This is a genomic window from Salinivibrio sp. PR5 (assembly GCF_001996085.1).
Taxonomy (GTDB): domain Bacteria; phylum Pseudomonadota; class Gammaproteobacteria; order Enterobacterales; family Vibrionaceae; genus Salinivibrio; species Salinivibrio proteolyticus.
In genome coordinates, this window is the sequence record NZ_MUFK01000001.1 from 156,217 (window position 1) to 176,226 (window position 20,010).

Sequence of the window (20,010 nt, forward strand, 5' to 3'; positions counted from 1 at the left end):
CGTAAAAAAAAGCAGCCCAAGGCTGCTTTTTCGCATCATTGAGTCAGCGATGGCAAGGTATCAATCGGCCAGCGCGGCTGTGCCTTCACCCCCAGCCCCATATGCTCACCGTTTTTTAGTCGCTGCATCCCCGCGTAGGCAATCATAGCACCGTTATCGGTACAGAACTCGGGACGTGGATAGAAAACGTCGCCGCCCAGTTTGCGCGTGAGGGTGTCGAGTTTGTCGCGTAAATGACGGTTCGCGCTAACGCCGCCAGCAACCACTAATCGATTCATGCCACATTGCTCTAACGCTCGCTTACATTTGATTGCCAGCGTGTCCACCACCGCGTCTTGGAAGGCATACGCGATATCCGCACGGGTTTGCGGATCATTGTCATTGGCTGCAATGGTATTCGCGGCAAATGTCTTCAAGCCGGAAAAGCTGAAATCGAGACCAGGACGATCGGTCATCGGACGTGGGAAGGTGAAGCGGCCGTGGGTGCCGTTTTCTGCCAGTTTTGACAATAAGGGGCCACCGGGATAATCAAGATTCATCAGCTTCGCGGTTTTATCAAACGCTTCACCGGCTGCGTCATCAATCGACTCACCAAGAATGCGGTATTCGCCAATCCCCTTTACTTCGACTAACAGCGTGTGTCCGCCGGAGACGAGCAACGCCACAAACGGAAAGGGAGGAGGCGTGTCTTCTAACATAGGCGCAAGTAAGTGGCCTTCCATATGATGCACCGCTACCGCCGGCACTTGCCAAGCGTACGCCAGGCTGCGACCGATGGTGGCACCAACCAGCAGGGCACCGACCAATCCGGGACCGGCGGTGTAGGCCACGCCATCGATATCCGCTGGTGTCAGCTGCGCCTCTGCCATCGCTGCTTTGACTAACGGCAAGGTCTTTTTAACGTGATCGCGAGAGGCTAACTCAGGGACAACCCCGCCATAATCGGCATGAAGCTTTACCTGACTGTAAAGTTTATGTGACAAAAGCCCGCGCTGATCGTCGTAGATCGCCACGCCAGTTTCGTCACACGATGTCTCTATGCCTAAAATTCGCATCATAACCTCAGGAAAAAAGCCGATAGATTGAACGCTTAGGATAAATGAGCACGCTGAGCGTGAAGACCGAAGCGAGAAGACGTTGCCAGCACAGGCTGGCGGTGCGCGCAATCTTACATGGCTTGGAAGTAATTCGCCAGATGTGCTTTACAATGCCCCCCTATTCGGATTAGAATTTCGCACCATTTTTAATCAAGGCTGGCCAATAATTCGCCAGCGATAACTGATAACCCCTGAGGTGAAAGGCACATGCCAGTAGTTAAAGTACGTGAAAACGAACCATTTGACGTAGCATTGCGTCGCTTTAAGCGCTCTTGTGAAAAAGCAGGTATTCTTTCTGAAGTTCGCCGTCGTGAGCACTTCGAAAAGCCAACTACCGTTCGCAAACGCGCTAAAGCCGCTGCTCAAAAACGTCACCTGAAGAAGTTGGCACGCGAAAACCAACGTCGCGTACGTCTGTACTAATTTAGTCAGATTAGGTAGGTGCTATGGAATTGCTTGAACGTCTAAAAGATGCCCAAAAAGCGGCGATGAAAGCGAAAGACAAGACGCGTCTTGGTACGATTCGCCTTCTGATGTCAGCCATTAAACAGCAAGAAGTGGATACCCGTCAGTCATTGAGTGACGAGGACATTCTTGCGGTGCTGACAAAAAGCGTAAAGCAGCGCCGTGATTCCGTAGCCCAATACCAGTCAGCCGGTCGTGATGATCTTGCCGATGCAGAACTTGCGGAAATTGCAGTGATTGAAGAATTTCTTCCTCAACCACTGAGCGAAGCAGAGGTCGATGCATTGGTAAAAGCTGCCGTTGAAAAAACCGGCGCAGCCTCCATGCAAGACATGGGCAAGGTGATGGGGGTACTAAAACCTCAAATCCAAGGCCGAGCTGATATGGGAAAAGTTAGCCAACTCGTGAAAGCGAATTTAAGCTAAGTTTTTCCAGACCTTACAACAAGCCGTGCTTTCCGTAATGGACGGCGCGGCTTGTTTGCTTCTCTCCCTATAAATTTCAGGTTATGGCAGGCAGAATCCCGCGCGCATTCATTGACGACTTGCTCTCACGTCTCGACATTGTTGAGATCATAGACGCACGGGTCAAGCTCAAGAAAAAGGGCAAGAATTACAGCGCCTGTTGTCCGTTCCATAACGAAAAAACGCCTTCATTTAGCGTTAGCCAAGAAAAGCAGTTTTACCACTGCTTCGGATGTGGTGTGCACGGTAATGCCATCGACTTTGTGATGGAATTTGATCGATTGGAGTTTCCCGATGCGATCGAAGAGTTAGCGAACACACTCGGTTTAGACGTGCCCCGTGAACAAGTGAATGGCGGGACAGCACGCCCCAGCATTCCCACGGATGATAAACGTCAGATTTATGAAACCATGGAAGCCATTGCACGGACCTACAGCAGCGAGCTGCGAACGGAAGCCGGACAAGTGGCGGTGGATTATCTCAAACAACGTGGTCTATCCGGTGAAGTGGTAAAACAGTTTGGTATTGGGTATGTCCCTGATCATTGGGACACCATTAAGCGACGTTTTGGTCGTAGCCAAGCGGAGCAACGCCAGCTGATCACCGCCGGCATGTTGATTGAAAACGACAATGGTCGCAGTTATGACCGTTTTCGTGGTCGCGTGATGTTTCCTATCCGCGATCGCCGAGGCCGTGTGATCGGCTTTGGTGGACGGGTGTTAGGGGATGGCACCCCGAAATACCTGAACTCGCCAGAAACGCCGATCTTTCATAAAGGTCGGGAGTTGTATGGCTTGTATGAAGTGATGCAACGTTATCGCCACCCTGAGCGTATCCTCGTGGTTGAAGGCTATATGGACGTGGTGGCACTGGCACAATTTGGCGTCGATTACGCTGTGGCCTCGTTGGGGACATCGACCACCGGGGAGCATATGCAAACCCTGTTTCGGCAAAGTAGTACTATACTTTGCTGCTACGATGGCGATCGAGCCGGCCGAGAAGCGGCATGGCGGGCGATGGAACAAGCATTGCCCTACATGACTGATGGCAGACAGCTCAAATTTATGTTTTTGCCCGACGGTGAAGATCCGGATTCGATGATCCGCCAAGAGGGCAAAGAAGGGTTTGAACAGCGGTTGAATGAGGCACAAACCCTCTCCACCTTTATGTTCACCACCTTGCTTAAGCAAGTCGACACCAGCAGCCAAGAAGGTAAAGCCAAGTTGGCGAACTTGGCAGTGCCTTTGATTGAAAAAGTGCCCGGGGATACGTTGCGCCTTTACCTGCGTAATACACTGGGGCAGAAATTGGGCATCATGGATGACCATCAGCTAGAGACCTTGATCCGTCGCCAAGGGCAGCCCGTTAAAGTACATGGGCAATCAGAGATTAAGCGTACGCCGATGCGTGAGGTGATTGCATTACTGGTCCAGTACCCGTACTTGGGCCAAGAGGTACCGCCGTTGCCATCAGCGGAGTCGATTGATTTGCCCGGTTTGGCGTTACTCAATCCGATCCTTGAGATCTGTCGAGCGCGCCCCAATATCACTACCGGTCAGTTGCTAGAGCACTGGCGGGGGACAAAACAAGAAGCCTTGCTGGCGCGGTTAGCCAGCTGGGATCTTTATATTGACGATGATAATGCGTCAGAACTTTTTTGCGATTCACTGGATAAAATACTCGCCCAGTGTGTCGAACAACAAATAGCCAAGTTGCAAGCGAAGTCAAATACCGTCGGCTTATCAGTCGAAGAGAAGCGGGAACTGATGCTACTGATACAGAGCCAGTCCGTTTAGAAAGTAGCCAGCAAAGGCGACATTTGTTAATATTGGCGGTTTGCGTTTCCGCATACTAAATTCTTCACTCAGACCCGAAGTTGGATATCGTCTATGGATCAAAATCCGCAGTCACAGCTAAAGTTGCTTGTCGCAAAAGGCAAGGAACAAGGCTATCTGACCTATGCCGAAGTTAACGACCACCTCCCGGAAGACATTGTCGATTCCGACCAGATAGAAGACATCATTCAGATGATCAATGACATGGGCATCCAAGTGGTAGAAGCCGCGCCCGATGCTGATGAATTGATGATGTCTGAGACCGTGGCCGACGAAGACGCGGTAGAAGCCGCAGCGGCAGCGCTGTCCAGTGTGGAAAGTGAAATTGGCCGTACCACCGACCCAGTGCGCATGTATATGCGTGAAATGGGAACGGTAGAGCTTCTGACCCGTGAGGGTGAGATCGATATCGCGAAGCGTATCGAAGACGGCATTAACCAAGTACAGTGCTCGGTGGCGGAATACCCGGCCTCGATTGCCTCACTGCTTGATCAGTTCGATAAGGTGGAAGCGGAAGAGCTACGCCTGACTGACATCATCTCTGGGTTTATTGATCCAACCCAAGATGACATGGCCCCGACCGCCACCCACATCGGCTCTGAGCTGAGTGAGAAAGAGCTCGAAGACGAAGATGACGACGACGCTGATGACGACGATGATGATAACGACAACGAAGAAGATGTCGGTATCGATCCTGAGCTTGCACGCGAGAAGTTTAGCGAGCTCCGTCGTACGTATTCCAATATGGAAGCGGCAATCAACCAGTATGGTCGTTACGACGACCGCACTAAAGCGTCTATCGAAGAACTGTCAGAAACCTTCAAGCAGTTCCGCTTGGTGCCTAAGCAGTTTGATCGTCTGGTTAACGAAATGCGCCAGACCATGGACAAAGTGCGTACCCAAGAACGCTTGGTCATGCGTCTGTGTGTCGATCAGGCTAAAATGCCGAAGAAAACCTTCGTGCAGCTGTTTGCCGGTAACGAATCATCTGATGCATGGATTGATGAAGCGCTGTCATCCGGTAAGCCGTATGCAGAGCGTGTGGCGCGTTACGAAGAAGATCTACGTCGCTGTGTACAAAAGCTGAAAATCATCGAAGAAGAGACAGGCCTGTCTGTTGAGCGTATCAAAGACATTAGCCGTCGCATGTCTATCGGTGAAGCGAAAGCACGCCGTGCGAAGAAAGAGATGGTGGAAGCCAACCTACGTCTGGTTATTTCGATTGCTAAGAAATACACCAACCGTGGCTTACAATTCTTGGATTTGATTCAAGAAGGTAACATTGGCTTGATGAAAGCGGTGGATAAATTTGAATACCGCCGTGGTTATAAGTTCTCAACCTATGCGACTTGGTGGATCCGTCAGGCGATTACTCGCTCGATTGCAGACCAAGCCCGGACGATTCGTATTCCGGTGCACATGATTGAGACTATCAACAAGCTTAACCGCATCTCGCGGCAAATGCTTCAGGAAATGGGGCGTGAGCCACTGCCTGAAGAGTTGGCGGAGCGCATGATGATGCCGGAAGATAAAATCCGCAAAGTCCTCAAGATTGCGAAAGAGCCAATCTCAATGGAAACCCCTATCGGTGATGATGAAGATTCACATCTGGGCGATTTCATTGAAGATACCACCCTTGAGCTACCGATGGACTCAGCAACGTCTAACAACCTGAAAATGGCGACCAATGACGTATTGGCCGGTCTGACACCGCGTGAAGCAAAAGTGCTACGCATGCGCTTTGGTATCGATATGAATACCGACCACACGTTGGAAGAAGTCGGTAAGCAGTTTGATGTTACGCGTGAGCGTATTCGTCAGATTGAAGCGAAAGCGCTGCGTAAACTGCGTCACCCGAGCCGTTCAGAGACATTACGTAGCTTCTTGGACGAGTAAGCGGTAAGCGTTTTGCACTGCCCAATAGAAAGGCGAGCCAATGGCTCGCCTTTTTTAATCGCGGTCAGATTAGGTAATAAACAAGGTAGCGAGGCCAAGAAAGGCAAGGAGTCCAACCACGTCAGTGACGGTAGTTAGTGCCATGCCTCCTGCCAGTGCCGGATCAATATTGTATTTTTTTAACAGGGTCGGGATGGCGACCCCGGCAATCCCAGCGATAAATAAATTCATCATCATCGCACCGGCAATGATCAATCCAAGCTCAAGGTTCCCTTTCCATAGCACCACGACGCCGCCAATAATCATCGACCATACCAAGCCATTGATAAGTCCAACGGTGGCCTCTTTGGCCAGCAGCCAGCGTGTGTTGGAGTCACCAATGTGACCCACGGCTAACCCGCGAATGACCAAGGCAACGGTTTGATTCCCTGCTACACCGCCCATCGAGGGGACGATAGTCATCAATACCGCAATCGCAGCCATTTTATCGAGCGTGCCTTCAAACATGTTCGACACGGAGGCTGCGGTCAGTGCCGCAAGTACATTGATCCCCAGCCAGATACTGCGACGACGCGCACTTTTAAAGGCGGGCGCAAAGGTGTCTTCGTCATCGTCGAGACCGGCCAAGCCCATCATCGAGTGCTCGGCATCTTCACGAATAATATCGACCACGTCATCGATGGTAATACGGCCGACAAGGTGATTCTGTTGGTCGACGACAGGGGCGGAAACCCAGTTACGACGCTCAAAAAGGCTCGCCACATCGCCATCGTCCATGGTCACGCTAATGGCTTCATCCGGATCGTCCATGATGTCGACCACTTCCGTGTCCGGCTGGTTAACCAACAAGGCGGCAATAGGTAGATTGCCAATCAGTCGGCCATTCGGGTCAATCACATAAAGCGCATCAGTGGTATCGGGTAACTCGCCTCGCATGCGTAGATAACGCAGTACTACATCGACAGTGACGTCGCCTCGAATGGTGACCACGTCGGTGTTCATCATCCCGCCCGCAGAGTCTTCCGGGTAGGAGAGCGCTTGCTGGATGCGCGCACGGTCTTGTGCGTCCATCTCTGCCAGCACGTCTTGTGAGACATCTTGAGGCAAACTACGCAGCAGATAAGCGACGTCGTCGGTTTCCATCCCTTCGGTAGCGGCGGCAAGTTGCTCGGGCGCCATACGCACCATGATGCCGTCTTTCACATCCTCAGACAGCTCGTCGAGGATTTCACCTTGGTCTTCGGGATCCGTCAGTTGCCAGAGAACTAAACGGCCTTTGGGCGGCGAGGCCTCAAGTAGGTGGGCGATGTCTTCCGGCTCCATGTCTTCCAACATGCGGCGGACGCGGACAAACATGCCTTGTTCCAGCAGTAGGCTAACTTCTTGTAGCCGTTGGTGGGTTTGATTGCTCTGTTCTTGTTCTGTCGTTTCTGCCATAGGCAACATCCCCCATTGCAATGTCTGAAATTCTAACGCAATCAGGGGAGTCTGTCGCATGACAAATGGGTTGCGTGTCAGTATAAGAAAGGAATTGCGTGCTGGTCAGCGCAGTGGGCGGTTAACTTTCTTCGTCAAATCCGGCATCGAATAGCGCTTTTACCGCGTTTAAAGCCGGTTCGGCTTGTGGACCCGTCGCGGTGAGGGTGATGGTTTGTCCTTGAGCCGATTCCAGCATCAGCATCGCCATCACGCTATCGGCCGTGGCGCGCTTATCGCCACTTTGCAACTCAATGGTGGCGTCGTAGGCTTGGAGCAGCTCAACCAGCTTCATGGCGGCGCGCGCATGTAAGCCCAGTCGGTTACGCACACACACATCCGTGTGCAGGGTGGTCATGACGATTGCTCCAAGGTGCGGTGACGAATCTGCACTTTTTCGCCGAGCTCCGTGAAGTAGTCAGACAGATATTGGGCAATATACACAGAGCGGTGTTTACCGCCCGTACATCCAATTGCGACGGTAACATAACTGCGATTATTGTTTTTCAATGCGGGCAGCCAAGACTCAAGAAAGCCTTTGATTTGTGCAATCACCATCGCGACATCGGGTTGCGCGGCGAGGAACATGCGTACGGGCTTTTCTAAGCCGGTATGAGGGCGCAGGGTCGGCTCCCAATGCGGGTTGGGCAAAAAGCGAACATCAAACACATAGTCGGCATCGGCGGGTAAGCCATGCTTAAAGCCGAACGATTCAAACACCATCACCAAATCGCCACTAGCGCGGCCCAATACCAGTGAGCGTACCGACTCGCTTAAGTCGTGAATCGACAGCCCCGTGGTATTAATCACGCGGTCGGCGTGTTCCTTGATGGGCGCCATTTGTTGCTTTTCGGCTTGAATCGCTTGCTCAAGAGACAGGTTTTGGCGCGACAGGGGATGCAGGCGGCGCGTTTCACTAAAGCGTTTAATCAGGTCCTTGTCATCTGCATCCAGGTAATACAAGGTGACATCGCACACTTCCCGTAACGCGGCGAGGGTGTCAGCAATAGGCTCATTTGCGTTAGGCAGGTTACGAATGTCCAAGCTGACCGCAATTTTGGCCTCGGCATCTTCTTGCGACGTGACGAAGTCGCGCAACAGATTCACAGGGAGATTATCAACGCAGTAATACCCGAGATCTTCGAGCACCTGCAACGCCACAGATTTGCCTGACCCCGAACGGCCACTGACAATTTTCAGCATCATAATAGACTCCCGTCAGCCCTTACTCGTTATTGAGTCATGATATTGTACAGCTCTTGGTCCGAGTCTGCATTGCGAAGCTGTCGGCATAGCTGTTTATCATTGAGCTTTTCGGCGATGGCCGAGAGGGTTTGGAGGTGGTATTTGCACTGTTCGTCCGGGACGAGTAGCGCGAAGAGCAAATCGACGGGGCGTTTGTCGATAGCGTCGAACTCAATCGGCTCTGCACATTGCAACAACACGCCAATAGCGTGATCACTGTCCGTGATGCGGCCGTGTGGAATGGCAATCCCTGAGCCGATACCTGTGGTGCCCAGCTTTTCACGACTTAGCATGCATTCAAACAATTGTTGCGCGTTGATCCCCAACTTGTCCGCAGCCACTTGGCTAATGATTTCTAGGGCGCGTTTCTTGCTGGAACAGTGGACGGCACTGCGTGTGCAGTCCACTGTGAGTACGTCTTTAAGTTCCATAGCTTAATGCTGTTTGAGCTTCTCTTTATGTTTACTCAATTGCTTGACCAACTTGTCGGTCAACCCATCAATGGCCGCATACATATCTTGCGACTGTGCTTTCGCATGAATCTCTCCATTGTTGACATGGAGCGTCGCTTCAGCGATTTGGTCGAGCTTTTGGACCGTCAACACAACGTGGACATTATTAATGTGCTCGAAAAAGCGCTCGAGTTTAGCAAACTTTGTATCCACATACTCGCGTAATGGCGGCGTGATTTCGACATGATGTCCGGTCAGGTTGATTTGCATACACATCTTCCTTCTGTTGAGGCGCCCTAAAGCAGGCGCTTACGCTGGTTTGACGGCGCAATACCGAGCGACTCCCGATACTTAGCGATGGTCCGTCGTGCAACTTTGATGCCTTGCTCAGCTAACAAGGCGGCAATTTTGCTATCACTGAGGGGCTTGTTGGCAGGCTCCGCTGCCACCAATTTTTTGATCAGGGCACGAATGGCTGTCGAAGAGCATTCGCCGCCATTGTCCGTGCTCACGTGGCTTGAGAAGAAGTACTTCAACTCAAAAATACCGCGTGGCGTATGCATAAATTTTTGGGTGGTCACACGAGAGATGGTCGACTCGTGCATGTCGACGTCCATGGCGATATCGTTGAGCACCATGGGTTTCATGGCTTCTTCGCCATACTCAAAGAAGTCTTGTTGATGCTCGACAATACAGCGGGCTACCTTCAATAAGGTCTCATTACGGCTTTCGAGGCTTTTAATCAGCCACTTGGCTTCTTGCAAGTGGGAGCGAATAAACTGACTATCTGACGGGCTACAGCCGTTACGACCATAAGCGGCATATTGCTCATTGACCTTAAGCTTAGGAACGCTATCTGGGTTGATTTGTACCACCCATTTGCCGTGATGTTTAAACACGGAGACATCGGGGACCACGTATTCTGCTTCGTTGGTCACGATCAGGTTGCCCGGACGTGGCTCAAGGCTATGGATCAGTTGCATCACGGCTTTAAGATCCGGCTCTTTTAGACGGGTATCTCGCATCAGTTGACGATAATCGCGGTTGGCGAGCAAATCCATATGTTGGGTGAGCACGGTACGTGCCTCATCCAGCCAGGGCGTTTCTGGATTGTATGTCGCTAATTGGAGCAATAAGCACTCTTGTAGCGAGCGAGAGGCTACACCCAATGGATCAAAGTGTTGAACACGTTTTAATACGGCTTCCACTTCGTCAAGCTCAATCTCCTCACTGCCCAAGCTTTCTAAGATCTCATCCGTGGTGACTGACAGATAGCCTTGATCGTCCACCGCATCGATGATCGCCAAGGCAATCGCTTGATCCGTTTCCGAGAAGGGGGTGAGGTCGAGCTGCCATTTTAGATAGTCGTAAAGGCTTTCGGTGGTTTCACCTTGATACACGGGAAGCTCATCGCCGCCCGAGGCAATGCCAGTACTGCCGGTTCCCGCGCTATAGACGTCATCCCAAGTGGTATCCACCGGCAACTCGTCGGGCATTTCGTTTTTCTCGAAGGCGTCTGAGGTTTCTAACGTGTCGGCGCTGGCAGTGGCGGTTTCCGTGGTGTCGTTATCATTACGCTCCGCGGCCTCTTGCTCTTGACCCTCGTCCTGTTCCAACAGCGGGTTGGTTTCCAACGCTTCTTGGATCTCTTGCTGCAAATCTAGCGTCGACAACTGCAGCAGGCGAATAGCCTGCTGTAGCTGCGGTGTCATTGCGAGTTGTTGTCCAAGCTTGAGCTGAAGCGTGGGTTTCATAGGGGCGTTACACCTTTCCTTTTACAACGACCAATGAGGTTAAAACGCTTGCTCTGAGATGCAGGGCAAGCGCTCTATAAATAACTATAGCCGTGATTGGCAGATTTTAGCGTGAGCGAGTCCACTATAGCTTGAACTGATCACCGAGATAGACACGTTTGACGTGCTCGTCATTCAGCACTTCATCAGGGGTGCCGTGCGCAATCAAGTGTCCTTGGCTGACAATGTAAGCATGCTCACAGACACTCAAGGTTTCTCGAACATTGTGGTCGGTGATCAGCACGCCTAAGCCACGATCGCGTAGGTGTTCGATGATCTTTTTAATGTCGATCACGGAGATCGGATCGACGCCGGCAAACGGCTCATCAAGCAAAATGAATTTCGGGTTAGCGGCGAGGGCTCGTGCAATTTCGACACGGCGTCGTTCGCCCCCTGACAGCGCCATGCCAAGGCTATCGCGGATATGCTGAATATTAAATTCATCCAACAAGTCTTCGGCTTTGTCTTGACGCTCCTCTTTGGTGAGGGATTTTCGCGTTTGCAGTACCGCCATCAAATTGTCGTAGACGGTGAGCTTGCGAAAAATCGAGGCCTCTTGCGGCAAATAACCGATGCCAAGACGTGAGCGGTTATGCATCGGCTGAATGCTAATGTCTTGATCGTCGATAAAAATTGCCCCTTCGTCGCGAGCGACAAGGCCGACAATCATGTAAAACGATGTGGTCTTACCTGCACCATTTGGGCCGAGTAGGCCGACGATCTCGCCGGACTTCACTTCCAGACTGACATCGGCGACGACTTTTCGTCCTTTATAACTTTTCGCCAAATTGGCCGCTTTTAACGTTGCCATAGGGCCTCTTATTGCGATTCTGACTCAGATGGGCTTTTGGTGGTCGGCTGCAAGATAGTAGTGACACGCTTATTGCTGTCACTTTCTGCGACCAATTGCTGTTTATCAATTTGATAGGTGATCACATTGCCTTCGACTTGATTACCCGCTTGCTCCAGCATGGCATTGGTCGACATTTTCAAAAACTCGTTGCCCACTTCGTAGCGCAACTTATAGGCTTCACCGTGCAGCTTTTTACCATCATCCATGGTCTGCTCGAAGGTTGCAGGCTTGCCGAACGCTTCAATGGTTTCATCGCCTTCTTGGCCTTGAGGGCGGATCACGACCAGCTTGTCGGCCAGAATTTTAATGCTACCTTGGGTCAGTACAACATCTTGGGTAAAGGTCACCGTGTTGGTGGCCATGTCCAAATGCTGGCTCTCAGATTGAATATAAATAGGCTGCTCTGTGTCGCTACTCAATGCCAATGAGTAGTGCGAAAACAGCAACATGGCACCTGCCAGTGCTTTAACGAGGGGTCGTTTCATATCGGCCTTTAACATCGTTTAACAGTTCCATCTGGTGGTTACCGAAGTTCCCTTTCACGCGTTGTCCTTCGGTTTGAAAGCCAACGCCAGTGATGGTGGTGGGACGGTCGGACCAAAAGTCTCGCGTGGTCAGATCCAACGTCACAGTCTCGGTGGCTACCGAATGAATTTGCGCGTTCGGTAGCAAGTTAAAAATTCGCACTTTGCCTGTCATCGTCAATATGTGCTTATCAGACAGCACCGCATAGTTTGCACTGATGCGCCACTCTTCGTCTTTGCCATTATGATAGGTCCACAAGACAGGCTCGTTAAAGTGGGTTTCATCAATATTGGCGTAGTGCTCTAAGTGCTCAGCGTCAACGGTATAGCTGCGTATCCCATCGGCGTTGTATTGCACGGTTTTAATTTGTTCACCGGTAAACAGAGGCTTTTCTGCGTCCGGCTCAACTTGTACCGCACGCTCCCAGACATGTTGAGAAAGCAGATAATAGCCGGTTAGGGCACACAGTACTATCAGCACCAGCATGCTTAGCCGCTGCATCATACGCTTAAGCCCTTGTGCTGATCGAGCTCGCCTCGTGCCTCGAGGATCAGATCGCAGACTTCACGGACCGCGCCGAACCCACCACGGATTTGGGTCACCAGATCGGCACGTTGTTGTAATAGCGGGTGACCGTCTGCCACACAAACCGCAAGGCCGACTTTTGCCATGACGGGCCAATCAATCAAGTCATCACCGATATACGCGGTGTGCTCAGGGCTAACGTTGCATTGCTGACAAAGGTCGTCGTACGCAGCTAGCTTGTCACTTTGTCCTTGATAGACATGACGGACCCCTAAGGCGTTCATTCTATTTTCGACAATCTTAGACTGTCGACCTGTGATCACTGCGACCTCAATACCAGCGTGCATCAAGGCTTTGATGCCGTAGCCATCACGGGTGTGAAAGGCCTTCAGTTCCTCGCCTTGATTGCCCATATACACGCGACCATCGGAGAAAACGCCATCGACATCGCAAATCAGTAGCTGGATCGTCGCCGCGCGTTCGAACAGGGTGGTGGCAACAGGGCCATATAAGGTGTCAGTCACAGGTGCGGACATTACATTACTCCGGCTTTCAAAAGGTCATGCATGTTGAGGGCGCCAAGAAGCTGGCCATTTTTCGCTACCAGCAGCCCGTTAATTTTACGCTCCTCCATGAGTTTGAGTCCTTCTGCCGCCAGCAGTTCCGGTTCAATGGTGATCGGATTGGCGGACATCACCTCGCCAATGGCGGTGGTGTGTAAATCAATGCGTTGATCGAGTAAGCGGCGCAGATCGCCATCGGTAAAGACGCCTGCCAATTGTTGCTCTGCATCGACCACGGCGGTCATTCCGAGGCCTTTTTCTGACACTTCCAGCAAGGCATCGCGCACGGTGGCACTGTCTGACACCACGGGTAAACGCTCGCCTTGATGCATCAAATCGCTAATACGTAAGAGTAGTTTGCGTCCTAATGCGCCGCCCGGATGGGAGAGGGCAAAGTCATCGGCGGTAAAACCTTTTGCTTGCATCAATGCCATGGCAAGCGCGTCGCCCATCACCAAGGTGGCCGTGGTACTGGATGTAGGCGCAAGCTTAAGGGGGCACGCCTCTTTGGGTACGTGAATATTGAGGTGGACTTTGGCGAGTTGCCTCATACTCGAGTTGGGGTTGCCCGTCATACAGACTAACGGGATCCCGAGACGTTTAATCACCGGCAGTAAGGTAAGAATCTCACCGGCTTCGCCAGAGTTGGAAATGGCTAACACCACGTCGCCTTGATTTATCATCCCAAGGTCACCGTGACTTGCCTCACCTGGGTGCACGAAAAACGCAGGCGTTCCTGTGCTTGCAAGAGTGGCTGCAATTTTGCGGCCGATGTGGCCCGACTTGCCCATTCCCATTACCACCACTTTGCCGGTGGCGTTCAAGATTAATCGACAGGCGGCATCAAAATGCTCGTCAATCGCCGTTTTGAGTTGTGCAATCGCATCTTGCTCAATGGTAAGCACATCAAGTCCTGCGCGACGAAAATCAAATTCACTCATCACCATGTCCATTATGCGGCAGCGTTAACAAAGAGATAGCCTTGATAGGCGATATAACACATCAAAAAGATCGCCCCTTCAATGCGGTTGATACTGCGTGATTTGCCTAATGCGAAGACCAGTAGCATCACAGAGAGAACCAGCATGATGTAGTAATCCCGCCCCATTGCAAATTCACTGATCGGTGACGGGTTAAGCAAGCCCGGGATCCCCATCACTGCCAAGATATTAAACACGTTCGAGCCGATAATATTGCCGACAGCGAGATCGTCTTCCCCTTTCATCACGCCGGCAATCGAGGCGGCGAGTTCGGGCAAGCTGGTGCCGATAGCAATGATGGTCAAGCCAATCACCAAGTCGCTCATGCCAAAGTATTGAGCAATGGTGACTGCCGAGTCGACCACTTGATCGGATGACAGCAGTAGCAAAGGCAGACCGATTAAAATCCACATTACCGCTTTTAGATTACTGACATCTTGCGGAATGTCCGATTCCTGATCCGCCAGCATAGGATCGGTCCCGCCTGAGTCTTTGCCAATTTTGATCATGGCAAGGATAAACACCACGAATAAGACCAACAGACCCACGCCTTCGAAAAAGCCGAGGTGGTTGTTCCACAAAAGAGCGCCGGCGAGCAAGGTGACCGCCATCATTAATGGTAGTTCGCGGCGCAAAATGATAGAGCTAATCGACAAAGGCTTAATCAGGGCCGTAAAGCCAAGAATGAGGGCAATGTTGGCGATGTTTGATCCTAAGACATTCCCCACCGCGGTGTCGGTTTTATCTGCAAGCGCGGCATTGGCCGATACCATCATTTCAGGCGCGGAAGAGCCCATGGCCAGAATCGTCATGCCAATGACAAGAGGAGAGACGCCGTAGTTTTTCGCGATCGCGGCAGCGCCGAATACGAGTCGGTCAGCACTCCAAACCAGTAACACTAATCCCACAATAAGTATGGCAACCGCTTCTACCATGACACCTGTCCTTTGCGTTTTTAAATTGGCGTAAATGAGGTGCAATTCTGACGGCTAACGTGGCAAATGTGAAGCGAAAAGCCCGTACCATCGCCGTGAATGCGTTGCTTTTCATTCATGAACGGGAACTCGTTGGCACTTTTTCGGTCCATATAGGCCATTCTTCCTCGCCGAGCGGGTGAATGGCTATACTGCCATTATCAGGGCTATATCACGTCCTATCAGGCAGGGAGCGGGCGTTGCTTGTGTTAGCATAGGGGACGCCTTATTATCAGCCACTTAATTTTTATCCTATCTAACCATGAGAATGCGGCAATGGCAGCACAGAGCCTGATAGATATTAACGGGATGACATTCTCACGGGGCAGCCGGTGCATTTTCGATCATATTGATTTGCAGGTGCCGCGTGGTCAGGTGACCGCCATCATGGGACCATCTGGCATTGGTAAAACAACCCTATTGCGTTTAATTGCTGGTCAGCTAAAGCCTGATGCCGGCGACATTGTTTTTGATGGCCACAATATTCCCACCTTAGGGCGTCGTCGTTTATTCGATGTGCGCCAACGGATGAGCATGTTGTTTCAATCTGGCGCCTTGTTCACCGATATGTCGGTGTTTGACAATGTGGCCTTTCCCTTGCGTGAGCACACGCAGTTGGATGAATCCCTCATTCATACCATTGTGATGCTGAAGCTCGAGGCGGTAGGGCTGCGCGGGGCGGCTGCATTAATGCCCAGTGATCTCTCTGGGGGGATGGCTCGCCGTGCCGCACTGGCGCGTGCTATTGCCCTCGACCCAGAACTGATTTTGTTTGATGAGCCGTTTGTGGGACAGGACCCAATTACTATGGGGGTCTTGGTCACCTTGATTCGCCAGCTGAACCAAGCCTTGGGGCTGACCTGCGTGGTAGTATCCCACGATGTGCCTGAAGTGATGAGCATCGCGGACAAAGTCTATCTGTTGGCAGACAGCCGGATCATCGCCAGTGGCACACCGCAATCGCTGCGTGATAATCAAGATCCTTGGGTCAAACAATTCCTCGAAGGGCACGCAGATGGCCCTGTACCATTCCGCTATCCTGCGGGTCAGCTAGAGCAGGAGATTTACCGGTGATAAAAACGCAGATTGCGGATGTGGGTCGCCGCGCGATGGGCGTGGCTGAGTCGATGGGGCGCGCCACCTTTGTGATGACCGGCGCTCTGGTGGGCAAACCACAGCCGAGCAAGACCTTCCCGCTCTTGATTAAACAGCTTTACTCAGTGGGCGTTCGCTCACTGGCGATCATCATCGTATCAGGCCTATTCATTGGCATGGTGTTGAGTTTACAAGGCTATTTAGTGTTGTCCGATTTTGGTGCAGAAACCAGCCTTGGACAAATGGTCGCCTTGTCGCTGTTACGCGAACTAGGCCCGGTGGTGACGGCATTGCTGTTTGCCGGACGAGCGGGCTCAGCGCTGACCGCGGAAATTGGTCTGATGAAAGCCACTGAGCAGCTATCCAGCTTAGAGATGATGGCGGTTGACCCGCTTCGCCGCGTGATCGCGCCGCGCTTCTGGGCGGGTGTGATTGCGATGCCGTTGTTGGCGGTGATCTTTATGCTGGTGGGCATCTGGGGCGGCGAGCTCGTCGGGGTAGACTGGAAAGGCATCGATCACGGTAGTTTCTGGTCTGTGATGCAAGCATCGGTCGATCTGGGCTACGACGTTGGCAACGCACTGATCAAAAGTGTGGTATTTGCTATCGCAGTGACTTGGATTGCCCTGTTTAACGGTTACGATGCCACGCCGACCTCGGAAGGTATCAGCCGTGCCACCACACGCACTGTGGTGCACTCTTCATTGGCCGTGCTCGGCCTTGACTTTGTCCTTACTGCACTCATGTTTGGGAATTAATCATGCAACAGAGTCGAAAAACAGAATTTTGGGTAGGCTGCTTTGTCATCGCCGGCATTGCAGCATTATTGGTGCTGGCGTTCCAAGTGGCGGATGTTCAACGTTGGGGACGAGCGGATACTTACACCTTAACCGCAGAGTTTGACAACATTGGTGGCCTGAAAGTGCGCTCACCGGTCAAAGTCGGGGGCGTGACCGTGGGTCAGGTGACCGCTATCTCGCTGAATGCAGAAACCTATGTGCCGAAAGTCACCCTACAGATTAACAGTAGTGCGGGATATTTCCCTGAGTCGAGCTCGGCATCGATTTACACCGCAGGATTACTCGGTGAGCAGTACATTGGTATTACGCCCGGGTTTGTCGATGAAGCATTAGGCATTGGCTACCTTGAAGACGGCGGTAAGTTAGAAGACACCAAGTCTGCGTTGGTACTCGAGGACTTGATTGGACAGTTCTTGTATAGCGTGGGCGATAAGGAGTAATCGAATGAAGAAGGTTTTGATCACACTGTCATCAGCGCTGATCGTGTTTGTCGCCAGTGTCAGTTCGTTTGTGCATGCCAGTGAGCCGGTGGACCAAACCAACCCCTACCGGTTGATTGAGCAAGTGGCTGACAACACCTTTACTCGCCTGCGTAAAGATCGCACCTTGTTCCGCGCCGATCCGGATTTGCTGCGTGACGTGGTCAAAGACGAGCTACTGCCCTACATCCACACCCGCTATGCGGCGTCGTTGGTGCTAGGTGCGCAGCATTATCGTCAAGCCACCCCCGAACAGCGTGATGCATTCACCGAGGCATTTACCGAATACATGATTGCTTCTTACGCACAAATCCTGCTCGAGTACGACAACCAAGATGTCAACGTGCAACGTGACCAAGCCATTGGTGATGACGACAAGATTGTAAAAGTGCGCGTGGATATCACCGATTCCTCGCGTCCGCCGATTCGTCTTGATTTCAGCCTGCGTAAAAATACTCGGACAGGAAATTGGCAAGCCTATGACGTAACGGCGGAAGGGGTGAGTATGATCCAATCTAAACAATCAGAGTGGAAAGCGCCGCTGCGTCGTGATGGTATTGATTCTGTGATTGAACAGCTCAAAGAGCTGGCGGCAAAACCGATTCGTCGCGAGGATAAACAGAAACAGGGCGAGTCATGAGTGTCGAGTTAATTACAAGCGGCGGGCAGCATTACCACTTGTCAGGACGGTTAGATCGTGACACAGTGCCCGCTTTTTGGCGCCAGCGTAGCCAGTGGCTACCTAATGATTCGGCGCTGAGCCTGGATTTAAGCGGGCTATCTCGCGTCGACTCTGCCGGCATGGCCATGTTGTTGCACTTGGATAAAACCTTGAAAGAGAAAGGTCAGACCGTGCGCTACAGCGGCATGCCAGAGCAGCTCAAACTGTTGTTGACGCTAAGCAACATCGAGGCATTTTTTGACGATGCTGAGCATCAAGAAGGGGTTTAAACGTGGAAGCGAGCGAAGTTAAAGCCATTTTAGACGCGGCTCTGTCACTAGACGAGCTGCACGTGAAAGGCGACGGAAGCCACTTTGAAGTAGTGGCCGTGGCAGAGATGTTCGACGGAATGTCGCGTGTGAAAAAACAGCAGACCATCTACGGCCCGCTGATGGAGCACATTGCACGTAACGATATTCATGCTGTGAGCATTAAAGCGATGACCCCCGCAGAGTGGGCGCGCGATAAAAAGCTGATGCAGTTGTAAGAGGGTCAGATGCAAAAGTTTCGAGTGACGGGCAATGGCCCGCTTAAAGGTGACGTGGCCATTTCCGGCGCGAAAAATGCAGCTCTCCCTATTTTATTTGCTTCACTGTTGGCTGAAGAGCCCGTTGAAGTCGCCAATGTGCCTAAACTGCGCGATATCGATACCACTATGGCGCTATTATCGCGCCTTGGGGCAAAAGTCAGCCGCAATGGCTCTGTCCATGTCGATGCCAGCGATATCACGGAACTGTGTGCCCCCTATGATTTGGTTAAAACCATGCGTGCGTCGATTTGGGCGCTCGGCCCCTTGGTCGCACGTTTCGGTAAAGGGGAAGTGTCTTTACCCGGCGGATGTGCGATTGGTGCCCGTCCGGTGGACTTGCACATTAACGGCTTAGAGCAGCTCGGCGCCACCATCACACTCGATGAAGGCTATGTGCGAGCCACCGTCGATGGTCGTCTAAAAGGCGCCCACATTGTGATGGATAAAGTCAGCGTGGGTGCTACCGTCACTGTGATGTGTGCTGCCACCTTGGCAGAAGGCACGACAGTGATTGAAAACGCCGCCCGCGAGCCAGAAATCGTAGATACGGCGAAATTCCTCAATACCCTTGGGGCGAAAGTCAAAGGCGCAGGCACCGACCGGATTGAAATTGAAGGGGTTGAACGTCTTGGCGGCGGCGTACATGCGGTGGTTGCAGATCGGATTGAAACCGGTACCTTTTTGGTGGCTGCGGCGGTTTCAGGCGGCCATATCGTCTGTCGCAATACCTCTCCGGATTTACTCGAAGCCGTGCTTCATAAATTGGAAGAAGCTGGCGCTAAGGTCACCACAGGCGATGACTTTATCGAGCTGGATATGACCGGTCGCGAACTGAAAGCGGTGAATGTGCGTACCGCGCCGCATCCGGGTTTCCCAACCGACATGCAAGCGCAATTTACCTTGTTGAACTTGGTGGCGAAAGGGACCGGGATTATTACCGAAACCATCTTCGAGAATCGCTTTATGCATGTGCCTGAACTGCAACGTATGGGCGCACACGCAGAAATAGAAGGAAACACCGTGGTGTGTGGTGATTGCGAGAGCCTCAGTGGCGCGCAAGTGATGGCCACCGATCTGCGTGCCTCGGCAAGCTTAGTGATTGCTGGATGCATTGCCAAAGGCGAAACCGTGGTGGATCGCATTTATCATATCGATCGCGGTTATGAGCGTATCGAAGATAAACTGCAAGCGCTGGGTGCGAAAATCGAGCGTATTGACGGCGAGTAAGCGCGTTGTACGATGA

At 52.0% G+C, this 20,010-nt stretch carries 23 protein-coding genes and 1 pseudogene; 11 read left to right on the forward strand and 13 right to left on the reverse strand.

Annotation, left to right across the window (positions count from 1 at the left end; translation table 11 throughout):
• Positions 1-35: 35 nt before the first annotated feature.
• Complete coding sequence (gene tsaD, locus BZG82_RS00650) at positions 36-1,055, reverse strand: tRNA (adenosine(37)-N6)-threonylcarbamoyltransferase complex transferase subunit TsaD (protein ID WP_077479464.1); 1,020 nt, start codon at positions 1,053-1,055, stop codon at positions 36-38.
• A 249-nt stretch (positions 1,056-1,304) separates the two neighbouring features.
• Here tsaD and rpsU point away from each other — a divergent pair, with 249 nt between their 5' ends.
• The 4 genes and pseudogenes from rpsU to rpoD form a co-directional block, all read left to right on the forward strand.
• Positions 1,305-1,520: a 30S ribosomal protein S21 gene (gene rpsU, locus BZG82_RS00655; RefSeq protein ID WP_069588141.1), complete on the forward strand. Its 216-nt coding sequence runs from the start codon at positions 1,305-1,307 to the stop codon at positions 1,518-1,520.
• A gap of 23 nt (positions 1,521-1,543) precedes the next feature.
• Positions 1,544-1,987 (forward strand): GatB/YqeY domain-containing protein, encoded by a 444-nt coding sequence (locus tag BZG82_RS00660; protein WP_069588140.1) that lies wholly within the window; start codon positions 1,544-1,546, stop codon positions 1,985-1,987.
• Positions 1,988-2,070: 83 nt separating this feature from the next.
• Positions 2,071-3,822, forward strand: a complete 1,752-nt coding sequence (gene dnaG, locus BZG82_RS00665) for a DNA primase (protein ID WP_077764947.1) — start codon at positions 2,071-2,073, stop codon at positions 3,820-3,822.
• Between the two features lie 81 nt (positions 3,823-3,903).
• Positions 3,904-5,757 (forward strand): annotated as a pseudogene (gene rpoD / locus BZG82_RS00670) (RNA polymerase sigma factor RpoD); the annotation flags it as partial.
• 69 nt (positions 5,758-5,826) lie between these two features.
• Here rpoD and mgtE read toward each other — a convergent pair.
• The 12 genes from mgtE to BZG82_RS00730 all read right to left on the reverse strand — a co-directional run bounded on the left by mgtE (position 5,827) and on the right by BZG82_RS00730 (position 15,104).
• Positions 5,827-7,194, reverse strand: a complete 1,368-nt coding sequence (gene mgtE, locus BZG82_RS00675) for a magnesium transporter (protein ID WP_077479461.1) — start codon at positions 7,192-7,194, stop codon at positions 5,827-5,829.
• Between the two features lie 121 nt (positions 7,195-7,315).
• The gene (locus BZG82_RS00680) at positions 7,316-7,591 is read right to left on the reverse strand and encodes an HPr family phosphocarrier protein (RefSeq protein WP_077456362.1); all 276 of its coding nucleotides are present in this window, start codon (positions 7,589-7,591) and stop codon (positions 7,316-7,318) included.
• Complete coding sequence (gene rapZ / locus BZG82_RS00685) at positions 7,588-8,439, reverse strand: RNase adapter RapZ (protein WP_077764948.1); 852 nt, start codon at positions 8,437-8,439, stop codon at positions 7,588-7,590. Before rapZ ends, BZG82_RS00680 begins: the two co-directional genes overlap by 4 nt.
• Positions 8,440-8,465: 26 nt before the next feature.
• Complete coding sequence (ptsN, locus tag BZG82_RS00690) at positions 8,466-8,909, reverse strand: PTS IIA-like nitrogen regulatory protein PtsN (RefSeq protein ID WP_069588129.1); 444 nt, start codon at positions 8,907-8,909, stop codon at positions 8,466-8,468.
• A 3-nt stretch (positions 8,910-8,912) separates the two neighbouring features.
• Positions 8,913-9,200: a ribosome hibernation promoting factor gene (gene hpf / locus BZG82_RS00695; protein ID WP_077662374.1), complete on the reverse strand. Its 288-nt coding sequence runs from the start codon at positions 9,198-9,200 to the stop codon at positions 8,913-8,915.
• A gap of 26 nt (positions 9,201-9,226) precedes the next feature.
• On the reverse strand, positions 9,227-10,684 hold the full coding sequence (locus BZG82_RS00700) for an RNA polymerase factor sigma-54 (RefSeq protein ID WP_077641159.1): 1,458 nt from the start codon (positions 10,682-10,684) through the stop codon (positions 9,227-9,229).
• Positions 10,685-10,808: 124 nt separating this feature from the next.
• On the reverse strand, positions 10,809-11,534 hold the full coding sequence (gene lptB / locus BZG82_RS00705) for an LPS export ABC transporter ATP-binding protein (protein WP_069588123.1): 726 nt from the start codon (positions 11,532-11,534) through the stop codon (positions 10,809-10,811).
• Between the two features lie 8 nt (positions 11,535-11,542).
• Positions 11,543-12,061, reverse strand: coding sequence for a lipopolysaccharide transport periplasmic protein LptA (lptA, locus tag BZG82_RS00710; protein WP_077662373.1), 519 nt, complete (start codon positions 12,059-12,061; stop codon positions 11,543-11,545).
• A complete protein-coding gene (gene lptC, locus BZG82_RS00715) occupies positions 12,042-12,605 on the reverse strand; it encodes an LPS export ABC transporter periplasmic protein LptC (protein ID WP_077764949.1) in 564 nt (187 codons plus the stop codon). The genes lptA and lptC overlap by 20 nt, the downstream gene beginning before the upstream one ends.
• Positions 12,602-13,162 carry a 3-deoxy-manno-octulosonate-8-phosphatase KdsC gene (gene kdsC / locus BZG82_RS00720; RefSeq protein ID WP_077764950.1) on the reverse strand — a complete coding sequence of 187 codons (561 nt, stop codon included), beginning with the start codon at positions 13,160-13,162 and terminating at the stop codon, positions 12,602-12,604. Before kdsC ends, lptC begins: the two co-directional genes overlap by 4 nt.
• Positions 13,162-14,133, reverse strand: a complete 972-nt coding sequence (locus BZG82_RS00725; protein WP_443216474.1) for a KpsF/GutQ family sugar-phosphate isomerase — start codon at positions 14,131-14,133, stop codon at positions 13,162-13,164. The genes kdsC and BZG82_RS00725 overlap by 1 nt, the downstream gene beginning before the upstream one ends.
• A gap of 8 nt (positions 14,134-14,141) precedes the next feature.
• A complete protein-coding gene (locus tag BZG82_RS00730; RefSeq protein ID WP_077479455.1) occupies positions 14,142-15,104 on the reverse strand; it encodes a calcium/sodium antiporter in 963 nt (320 codons plus the stop codon).
• Between the two features lie 315 nt (positions 15,105-15,419).
• On the opposite strand from BZG82_RS00730, the gene mlaF reads away from it, so the two are divergent.
• Genes mlaF through murA form a run of 7 tightly spaced genes read left to right on the forward strand, consistent with a single transcriptional unit; the run spans position 15,420 to position 19,994 of the window.
• The gene (gene mlaF, locus BZG82_RS00735; protein WP_077456374.1) at positions 15,420-16,217 is read left to right on the forward strand and encodes a phospholipid ABC transporter ATP-binding protein MlaF; all 798 of its coding nucleotides are present in this window, start codon (positions 15,420-15,422) and stop codon (positions 16,215-16,217) included.
• On the forward strand, positions 16,217-16,996 hold the full coding sequence (gene mlaE, locus BZG82_RS00740) for a lipid asymmetry maintenance ABC transporter permease subunit MlaE (protein WP_175418646.1): 780 nt from the start codon (positions 16,217-16,219) through the stop codon (positions 16,994-16,996). The genes mlaF and mlaE overlap by 1 nt, the downstream gene beginning before the upstream one ends.
• A 2-nt stretch (positions 16,997-16,998) precedes the next feature.
• The gene (mlaD, locus tag BZG82_RS00745; RefSeq protein WP_077479454.1) at positions 16,999-17,478 is read left to right on the forward strand and encodes an outer membrane lipid asymmetry maintenance protein MlaD; all 480 of its coding nucleotides are present in this window, start codon (positions 16,999-17,001) and stop codon (positions 17,476-17,478) included.
• 4 nt (positions 17,479-17,482) lie between these two features.
• A complete protein-coding gene (mlaC, locus tag BZG82_RS00750) occupies positions 17,483-18,157 on the forward strand; it encodes a phospholipid-binding protein MlaC (protein WP_077479453.1) in 675 nt (224 codons plus the stop codon).
• The gene (locus BZG82_RS00755; RefSeq protein ID WP_077479452.1) at positions 18,154-18,468 is read left to right on the forward strand and encodes an STAS domain-containing protein; all 315 of its coding nucleotides are present in this window, start codon (positions 18,154-18,156) and stop codon (positions 18,466-18,468) included. The genes mlaC and BZG82_RS00755 overlap by 4 nt, the downstream gene beginning before the upstream one ends.
• Before the next feature lie 2 nt (positions 18,469-18,470).
• Positions 18,471-18,725 (forward strand): BolA family iron metabolism protein IbaG, encoded by a 255-nt coding sequence (gene ibaG, locus BZG82_RS00760; protein WP_077456380.1) that lies wholly within the window; start codon positions 18,471-18,473, stop codon positions 18,723-18,725.
• A gap of 9 nt (positions 18,726-18,734) precedes the next feature.
• Positions 18,735-19,994, forward strand: coding sequence for a UDP-N-acetylglucosamine 1-carboxyvinyltransferase (gene murA, locus BZG82_RS00765; protein WP_077764951.1), 1,260 nt, complete (start codon positions 18,735-18,737; stop codon positions 19,992-19,994).
• The last annotated feature ends 16 nt before the right edge of the window (positions 19,995-20,010 follow it).